The organism is Terrisporobacter muris (assembly GCF_024621905.1).
GTDB classification, from domain to species: domain Bacteria; phylum Bacillota; class Clostridia; order Peptostreptococcales; family Peptostreptococcaceae; genus Terrisporobacter; species Terrisporobacter muris.
In genome coordinates, this window is record NZ_JANKBY010000142.1 from 1 (window position 1) to 8,825 (window position 8,825).

At 28.8% G+C, this 8,825-nt stretch carries 10 protein-coding genes; all 10 read right to left on the reverse strand.

Annotated elements, in window-relative coordinates; genetic code table 11:
* Nucleotides 1-369: 369 nt before the first annotated feature.
* On the reverse strand, nt 370-1,698 hold the full coding sequence (dnaB, locus tag NSA58_RS11520) for a replicative DNA helicase (protein ID WP_039679973.1): 1,329 nt from the start codon (nt 1,696-1,698) through the stop codon (nt 370-372).
* Nucleotides 1,699-1,720: 22 nt separating this feature from the next.
* On the reverse strand, nt 1,721-2,170 hold the full coding sequence (gene rplI / locus NSA58_RS11525) for a 50S ribosomal protein L9 (protein ID WP_039679972.1): 450 nt from the start codon (nt 2,168-2,170) through the stop codon (nt 1,721-1,723).
* Nucleotides 2,171-4,165 carry a DHH family phosphoesterase gene (locus NSA58_RS11530; RefSeq protein WP_257560486.1) on the reverse strand — a complete coding sequence of 665 codons (1,995 nt, stop codon included), beginning with the start codon at nt 4,163-4,165 and terminating at the stop codon, nt 2,171-2,173.
* 10 nt (nt 4,166-4,175) lie between these two features.
* A complete protein-coding gene (locus tag NSA58_RS11535; RefSeq protein WP_039679970.1) occupies nt 4,176-5,126 on the reverse strand; it encodes a DUF2232 domain-containing protein in 951 nt (316 codons plus the stop codon).
* Between the two features lie 6 nt (nt 5,127-5,132).
* Entirely contained in the window at nt 5,133-5,453 is a 321-nt protein-coding gene (locus NSA58_RS11540) for a MazG-like family protein (protein ID WP_039679969.1), read from the reverse strand.
* 221 nt (nt 5,454-5,674) lie between these two features.
* Nucleotides 5,675-5,902: a 30S ribosomal protein S18 gene (gene rpsR / locus NSA58_RS11545; RefSeq protein ID WP_018590090.1), complete on the reverse strand. Its 228-nt coding sequence runs from the start codon at nt 5,900-5,902 to the stop codon at nt 5,675-5,677.
* A gap of 17 nt (nt 5,903-5,919) precedes the next feature.
* Nucleotides 5,920-6,372: a single-stranded DNA-binding protein gene (gene ssb, locus NSA58_RS11550; protein WP_039679968.1), complete on the reverse strand. Its 453-nt coding sequence runs from the start codon at nt 6,370-6,372 to the stop codon at nt 5,920-5,922.
* Nucleotides 6,373-6,414: 42 nt separating this feature from the next.
* Nucleotides 6,415-6,693, reverse strand: coding sequence for a 30S ribosomal protein S6 (rpsF, locus tag NSA58_RS11555; protein WP_039679967.1), 279 nt, complete (start codon nt 6,691-6,693; stop codon nt 6,415-6,417).
* A 392-nt stretch (nt 6,694-7,085) separates the two neighbouring features.
* A complete protein-coding gene (locus tag NSA58_RS11560; RefSeq protein WP_039679966.1) occupies nt 7,086-8,306 on the reverse strand; it encodes an aminotransferase-like domain-containing protein in 1,221 nt (406 codons plus the stop codon).
* A gap of 79 nt (nt 8,307-8,385) precedes the next feature.
* Nucleotides 8,386-8,571, reverse strand: a complete 186-nt coding sequence (locus NSA58_RS11565; protein ID WP_018590086.1) for a DUF951 domain-containing protein — start codon at nt 8,569-8,571, stop codon at nt 8,386-8,388.
* Nucleotides 8,572-8,825 lie beyond the last annotated feature (254 nt).

Below are 8,825 nucleotides of genomic sequence, written 5' to 3' on the forward strand. Positions count from 1 at the left end.
ATTTTTTTCTTCCATTAAATAAATTATTAAGGTTTCTTTCAAATTATTATCCACAATTCTGAATAAATTACTTTCTTTATTAACAATCCCCATAATTGGATATACAAAAAACATTTCTATCTTCATTTTATACTCCTCCTTATTAACTTATTTTTGGACATAATTATGAGTTGTTTAAAAGATATCCTTATCTTATAAACAACTCATAATTAACTTTTATACATATTTATTTAGTTATACACATTTATCCACATACAATTTGTGGATACTGTGCATAACATTTTATTGCATCTACTGTATTTAATACTATTTTTTCATAAATATCCACATTTTTCTTAAATATAGAAAGGTTGTTCTGTGGATATGTGTTTATATTTCTCTAACTTTGTCGGCAAATTTTTGAACTTGACCAAACCATACTAATTCTACATTTCCAGTTTCACCATGTCTATTCTTTGCCACTATGACTTCTCCAATATTCTTCTTTTCAGAATCCTCATGGTAGTATTCATCTCTATATAAGAACATAACTATATCTGCATCCTGCTCTATAGATCCAGACTCTCTTAAGTCTGATAATATAGGCCTATGGTCTTTTCTAAGTTCTGGAGATCTAGATAACTGTGAAAGGGCAACTACAGGACAATCCAATTCTTTAGCTAATATTTTTAAAGATCTAGAGATTTTAGCTATTTCTTGCTGTCTATTTTCGTTTTTCCCTTCCCCCTCCATTAATTGAAGGTAGTCAATCATGATTAAGTCTAATCCTTTTTCTATCTTTAATCTTCTACATTTTGATCTTATTTCTGATATTTTTATACCTGGGGTATCATCTATAAAAATATTGGCTTCTGATAATACCGCCATGGCATCTATTATCCTTGGCCAATCTGATTCACCAAGTGTACCAGTTTTTATTTTACTTAGTTCCACATTAGATTGTGCAGAAAGTATACGTTGAACAAGCTGTTCCTTAGACATCTCCAAACTAAACACTGCTACAGATGCATCACCTTTTAATGCAGCATTCTGAACAAGGTTTAGTGAAAATGCTGTTTTTCCCATGGCAGGTCTTGCTGCTAGTAAAATCAAGTCTGTTCTTTGTAGTCCATTTATTTTTTTATTTAAATCTGCAAATCCAGTGGTTATTCCAGTAACGTCACTTTTTTGTGTACATAACCTTTCAATCATATCAAAGGTATCTTGTAGTACCAAGTTTATTGGTTGAATATCATCTCCAGATTTTTCTTGAGATATATCAAATATGTTTTTTTCTGCCTTATCTAATATTTCCTGAACATCTGTAGAAGCATCATATCCTAAGTTTATAATCTCATTAGAAGCCTTAATAAGTTGCCTCATGACAGATTTTTCTTTCACTATGTTGGCGTAATACTTTACATTTGATGTCGTTGGAACTATTGTTGAAAGACTTGTTAAATAACTAATACCACCTATATTATCTAAATGCCCTTCTTTTCGTAATTCCTCTATTAATGTTATCAAATCTATAGGCTCATTGTTACTATTTAACTTTAGCATAGACTCATATATTATCTTGTGAGCTTCTTTATAGAAATCGCTTGGATTTATAGTTTCTGCTACAGTTATAATTGCATCTTTATCAAGGATAATAGAGCCTAATATTGATTGTTCTGATTCCACGCTATGTGGAGGAATTCTACTTATATCCTCCATTATTATCACCTCAACCTAGTGCTTATTGTTTTTCTTTAACATCTACTTTTATTTTTGTAGTTACCTTTTGATGTATTTTTACATCAACAAATCTTGAACCTAAAACTCTAATTGGCTCATCAAGTGATACTTTTCTCTTATCCACTTCTACGCCATGTTGTTTCTTTAATTGTTCTGCTATATCTTTAGAAGTTATTGATCCAAATAATCTTCCACCTTCACCAGCTTTAGAGTATATAGTTACTGACATATCTTCCATTTTCTTTCCTAATTCAACAGCCTCTTCATATTCTTTTTGAGCCTTTAATTCTTTTGATTTATTTTTTTCATTTAACTCTTTTATATTTGTATTATCAGCAACTACTGCCATTTTTTTAGGTAATAAGAAGTTTTTTGCATATCCATCGCTTACTTCTTTAACTTCTCCTTTTTTTCCTGTTCCTTTAACATCTTTTAATAATATTACTTTCATTTAGTCTTCCTCCCTTAAGTATTGTTCTATTATTTCATTTACTTTTTCATAGGCTTCCTTGATAGACACGCCCTCCATTTGGGCACCAGCTATATCCATGTGTCCACCTCCACCTAGTTTTTCCATTAAAACATGTACATTTATTTTTCCTAATGATCTTGCACTTATAAATATAGTATTATCTTTCTCACCTAATACAAATGATGCCTCTATTTTCTTTACTGTTAATAGTTCATCTGCAGCCTGTGCAATAACTACATTTATATTTTCAGATTGTGTTTTTGAATAAGATATACATATTCTATTATCAATAATACGTGTATTACCTATAATATCTGCTTTTGTTTTAAAGTCCTCCACATTTGCTCTAAATAGCTTCTTAACTTCTGTAGTATCTGCTCCTGCCTTCTTTAAATAAGAAGCAGCCTCAAAAGTTCTTACTCCTGTTTTAAATGCAAAGAACTTTGTATCTAAACTTATTCCTGCAAGAAGTCCCTCTGCTGTAAGTTTATTTATTTTAACATCATCCTCTAAATATTGGACAACTTCTGTTACCATTTCACAAGTAGATGATACATAGATTTCATGGAATGATAAAACAGTATCTTGAATAAATTCTACACCTTTTCTATGGTGATCTATAACTGCTACTTTTTTACTAATTTCTAGTAATTCTTCACATTCCGTATAACTAGGTCTATGAGTATCTACCACAACTACTAGAGTATCTCTAGTACAGTTCCTTATTGCATCTTCTTTACTTATAAATAAATCTTTATAATATTCACATTTATTAAGCCTACTTACAAACTCATCTATTGATTCATTAACAGTATCTAATACTATATACGTTTCCTTCTTCAAGGATTTACATATATCAAATATACCAACTGCTGCTCCCATAGCATCTAAATCAGGATACTTGTGCCCCATTATATAAATTGTTTTACTTTGAGATACTATTTCTTTTAATGCATGACCTATTAATCTAGATTTAACTTTTGTTGTTTTTTCAACAGCCTTAGACTTCCCTCCGTAGAACTCAAACTTATCTTTTGTTTTTACAATTGCTTGATCTCCACCTCTACCTAGGGCCAAGTCCAAAGCTCCAGCTGCAAGTTTAATATTTTCATAAATAGAATCGCCATCTCTTCCAACACCTATACTTATAGTTACAGGAAGTGTATTTCCATAATCAATATCTCTTATCGTATCTAAAATAGTAAATTTATTTTCTTGCAATTTAGATAAACCTTTTTGATTAGTTATAACTATGTATTTGTCTTTTGACGTTCTTTTTACTGCAGCTTGTAAGGATATTTCTAGTCCAGATAATATTCTTTCTAACTCTACAGAAATTAATGATCTTTTTTCTTCATTAGCACTCTTTAATACTTCGTCATATCCATCTACTTGAATTAGCATTATAATATTTTTTTCTTCCTCATATTTTTGAGTAAGAGCTAAATATTCAGTTTTGTCTATCCAATAAAGCATCATTAAATATTTTACCTGCTTATTTTGTTCATTTTTTATAACATTATAAACAACTGTATACTCCCTATCTTTGTAACTTACTTCAGTATACATTTCTTTATTTTCATTTAATACTTTTCTTAAATTAATATTTTTAATTATATTATCGATGTTTTCACCAAGTAAGTCTAGCGACTGTGTCATATCATAAAACTTTTTATTATACCATGATATATTTCCATCGAACTCTAGAATACAAAGGGGTATAGGTAAATTCATTATAGCCTTTTTTGTTGTTTCATCTATATCTAAAGATAAAGTTTCAATATATCTATTCCACTCTTTTTTTCTAAAATTAGCAATTCTCCAATTATGAAACACTATATAAATAAAGCCAAAGAAAAACAAACTTCCTATATATAAATTATAGAAAAGTAGGATTAAACTTGTTATTCCGATAATCAATATATATATATTTATTTCTGGCATATTTATTTTAAAACTCGGTTTATTCCTCATTTCTATCCTCCTATATAGATTTGTAGGATCTCACATTTCTAAAATCTAATATACTATCTATCATACCTATGAAAGAAATTCCTGTCATTCCAAATATACCTACACACATTGCACCAATAAAAACTTTTTTACCTACACCATTTTTTAACCATTTTTTTATAAAATAAATAGATACAGATATACCTTGTATTATAAACATAAAGTTAAACACTATTTGTAGGTTTAGAAATATTGCATCTGTGTATAGCGGTGTTTTCATATAAGATAGTCCTAACATCAATAAATATAATACAAAAGAAATAGCTATAGCATTTCCCGGTAAATAAAAATTTCTAAACTTTATTTCTCCTAAATCTCCATATTTCATTTTCTTAAGAGCATATATTTCAATCAAATATATAATTATTGATAAAATCATACTCCTAAAAAATAATATAGACGGTACTATATTTCTAAATGTATCTATAATATCTTCTGTACCCAATAACTCATAGTTAGTTGCAGATTGTAGTAAGCTTTTTTGCGCCTCTATACTCTTGTTGAAAACCTGTATTAGTTCGTCTAATATATCAACCCTAAAAGCATATTTAGATATAACATAATATACAACTATTGAAATTATAAATACTATAGAACCAGCAAAAATTGGTTCATATTTATTGCTATCTTGTTTACTTAAAACCCTTTTAGCTATAATACCTATTATTGCTCCTGGAACAATACTGTTTATAAATATATCAACAGCGTATGTAGTTTCAGTAAAAAATATTAAAGCCAATAATGCAATTATTAATGAAATTATGTTATTTTTAATATTTGATAATGTTCCGATTAATGCAAAGGGTATCGGTATTATAAATAATAATAAACTTAACTGAGGAACATTTAAGCTTACTAATATTAATATTATAGCTAAAATGACTATCGGCAATACCCTTGATAGTCTTAAATCTTTATTCAATCCATATCACTCCCTATTGTCTATATGTTTTTCTAATTCTGACAAATCTCCAAACCATGTTTCTATGCTGTGTTCTTCTTTTATTCCTTCTTTTGCTTTTTCTTTTATCTTATAATCTATTTCATCAAAACTAATGCCTAATCTCTTACCTAAAAGATATGACAACATAATTATATTAGCTATTGCATTTTGAAATCCATTGTCAATAGGTTTTACTCCTTTGAATAATAGATTGAACAAATTGCTTACACTTATTAGTATTTCATTTTTTATCCATTCTATTATTTTTACATTTTTTGTAATATCAGAACCCTTTTCTATTCGCACAATCTTCCCCTCCTCAATATATAAACATTATATCATAATTTACAAGATAACATACAATGAAAAAAGGAGGGCTTATACCTTCCTTTTTTCATTATATTATTAAATTATACATATTTATAATTTTCCAAGTAATAATTAGATTTACACATATTTGAGATCAATATAATCTCCTTGCATTAAAAAAAAGCCCACCATTGATAAATCAATGGAAGGCATTTTTATTAATCTAATGTATATGGTAAAAGTGCTATGTTTCTAGCTCTCTTTATTGCTACTGTTAATTCTCTTTGATGTTTAGCACATGTTCCTGATATTCTTCTTGGTAATATTTTACCTCTTTCAGTTACATATTTTTGTAATCTTTGAGTGTTTTTGTAATCTATTCTAGCATCTTTAGAAGCACAGAATTGACAAACTTTTCTTTTTTTACGTCTTTTCTTGTTTATCATTCAAGTCCCCTCCTTTTCTAAAATGGTATTTCGTCATCATCTATTGCTTGGAAACCATTTGGATCTAATCCTTGTGGCGCCTCGAAGTTAGGTTCGAAAGTCGGTTGCGAACCTTGATGACCTTCTCCGTATGGATTTTCAGATCTATTTTTATTGCTCTCTAAAGCTTGTACTGATTTAGCACTTACTTTAGTAAAAGTTCTATTTTCTCCAGATTGTGTTTGATATCTATCAACTCTTAAAGTTCCTTGAACTGCAACTAATCTACCTTTTGAGATATAATTAGCACAGAAATCAGCAGCTTTTCCCATTACTTCTACTGGTATAAAGTCTGTATCTTTAGTACCATCTTTTTTAGCATAATCTCTATCGATAGCTAAAGTAAAGTTAGCAACTGGTGTTCCACTTCCAGGTATATATCTTAATTCTGGATCTTTAGTTAATCTACCAACTAATACTACATGGTTCATAAAAGCACCATCCTATTCATAATAAAACTAGTTATATGCTAATTAAGCACAAACTATCATATGTCTTATTACGTTTTCGTTTATTTTTAAGTTTCTGTCTAATTCTTTTGGAAGATCAGCAGAAGCTTTGAAGTTTACTAACACATAGAAACCTTCAGTGAATTTAGCTATTGGATAAGCTAATTTCTTGTTTCCCCAAGTGTCAACTTTTTCAACTTCACCATTAGCTGAGATTACTTCTTGTATTTTATTTAATACAGCTTCTTTAACTTCGTCTTCAGCGTTTGGTCTTACAACGTAAACTAATTCATAATTTTTCATTAATTTCACCTCCCTTTGGACTTAACGGCTCCTCTTTTCAGAGCAGAGAAATGAGAATAAATTCTCATACTTATGTATTTTATCACTTATAATAAACTATGTCAAATTATTTATACCTATTTTTAGTTTGTATACTTTTATAATTAAGTTTTTTATATTTATTTCAAAATTTCATTTAAATTATTCAATTTATGTATATTTTTATTGATTATGATAAATAATACAAGTATATATAGCCCCCATAACTTAAATATATTTCATCCCAATCTCCCAAATGGATAGCTTAATAGCTATCCATTTTAAATTTAAAGCGGCCAAAGAAAACCTTTGCCCGCTTTTTGATATTTACCTTTATTGTAAATTTAATTTACAATATATTATAAATTATTTTATTATTTATTAGTAGCTAATTGTTTTTCATCATTCTTAGCTAATTCTTCTCTTAATACTTCTCCCATTCTCTTGATACCTTCTACTATTTTTTCTTCAGGCATATTTGAATAGTTAAGTCTACAAGTATTATATACTCCACCATTTGGATAGAATGACTCACCTGGAACGTATGCTACATTTTTCTCTAAGCATTTTTTAGCCATTTCACCAGCATTAATTCCCTCTGGGAATGTAACCCAAGTGAATAATCCTCCTTGTGGATGTGTAAACTCAACACAATCTGGGAATTCTTCTTTCATAGTTTTTAACATTACATCTCTACGTTTAACATAACATGCTTTTATTTTTTCAACATGTTCATCTAAGTCATAAATATCCATAAATTTACTTACTTCCATCTGACTTATTGTAGATGCTTGTAAGTCAGCCCCTTGCTTACAAATATTAAATTTACCTAATATCTCTGGAGCAGCACAAGTCCATCCTAGTCTGTATCCTGGACAGAATATTTTTGAGAAAGTCCCAAGATAAATTACTAACCCCTTAGTATCTAATGATTTTAATGATGGTAAACTTTCTCCATCAAATCTTAATTCACCATATGGATTATCTTCTATTACAGGTATTTCATATTTATTTATTATTTCCATGAACTTAAGACGTCTCTCTAATGGCCATGTTCTACCTGATGGATTTTGGAAATCTGGTATTACATAAATCATTTTAACTCTATCATTTGAAGCTAAAACTTTTTCTAAGTCTTCCATTATCATACCATCATTGTCAGTATTAATTTCAATAAATTCTGGCTCATAAGCTTTCATTGCATTTAATGCACCCATATAAGATGGACTTTCACATAAAATTACGTCACCCTTGTCTATAAATGTCTTTCCTGAAAAATCAAGACCTTGTTGAGATCCACTAGTTATTAATATATCATCTGGACCTACATTTGTTTTAAGTGTTTTGTTCATTCTGTCTGCAATTTTTTGTCTTAATGGAAGATAACCCTCAGTTGATGTATATTGTAATGCTACTCTCCCTTGTTCTTCTAGTACTGCAACTGAAACTTTTTTCATTTCCTCAACTGGGAATAATTCTGGAGCAGGCATTCCACCTGCAAAAGATATTACCTCTGGTCTAGCTGTAAGTTTTAATAACTCACGTATAGCTGACCCTTCAATTTTTCCCATTCTGTCTGCAAATCTAACTGCCATGTTAAAGCACCCCCTATATATTACCTAATTATCTATATGAATTTTATTAGGTTACAACAACTGTTTAACTAAAGCCTTTCTATTTACTTACAATTTTCTTTATTCTTTTTTCTAAAGTTTGTCTATCTAACATAATCAATCTTTTACAGTTAGTGCATTTGATCTTTATATCCATACCTACTCTAACTATTTCAAATTGTTTACATCCACATGCATGTTGTTTTTTTAGTTCTACTATGTCACCTAAATTAAGATCCATTGGCAAAACAATCAACCTCCTAACCAATTTAGATTTTTCTTTTGTTATGTTCTTTTTAACGATATCTAATAAGTCCCCCAACATAATAAATATCATTATTTTGCTTATATTTTCAATTGAAAATTTAATAGATATAATACCGATTTTTATAATATATATTTTAATAAGTAGTATTAATATGAACTTTAATAATTGCTTTGTCTTAATTATTTAGTCTCTTGAAATGAATTAAGACTGATAACATATTTATTCTATATTTT

Excerpts from the sequence above, each read along its gene's own strand:
- rpsR (WP_018590090.1), bottom strand. The coding sequence starts at position 5,902 with ATGATAAACAAGAAAAGACGTAAAAAAAGAAAAGTTTGTCAATTCTGT.
- rpsF (WP_039679967.1), bottom strand. The coding sequence starts at position 6,693 with ATGAAAAATTATGAATTAGTTTACGTTGTAAGACCAAACGCTGAAGAC.
- NSA58_RS11560 (WP_039679966.1), bottom strand. The coding sequence starts at position 8,306 with ATGGCAGTTAGATTTGCAGACAGAATGGGAAAAATTGAAGGGTCAGCT.
- ssb (WP_039679968.1), bottom strand. The coding sequence starts at position 6,372 with ATGAACCATGTAGTATTAGTTGGTAGATTAACTAAAGATCCAGAATTA.
- rplI (WP_039679972.1), bottom strand. The coding sequence starts at position 2,170 with ATGAAAGTAATATTATTAAAAGATGTTAAAGGAACAGGAAAAAAAGGA.
- dnaB (WP_039679973.1), bottom strand. The coding sequence starts at position 1,698 with ATGGAGGATATAAGTAGAATTCCTCCACATAGCGTGGAATCAGAACAA.
- NSA58_RS11530 (WP_257560486.1), bottom strand. The coding sequence starts at position 4,165 with ATGAGGAATAAACCGAGTTTTAAAATAAATATGCCAGAAATAAATATA.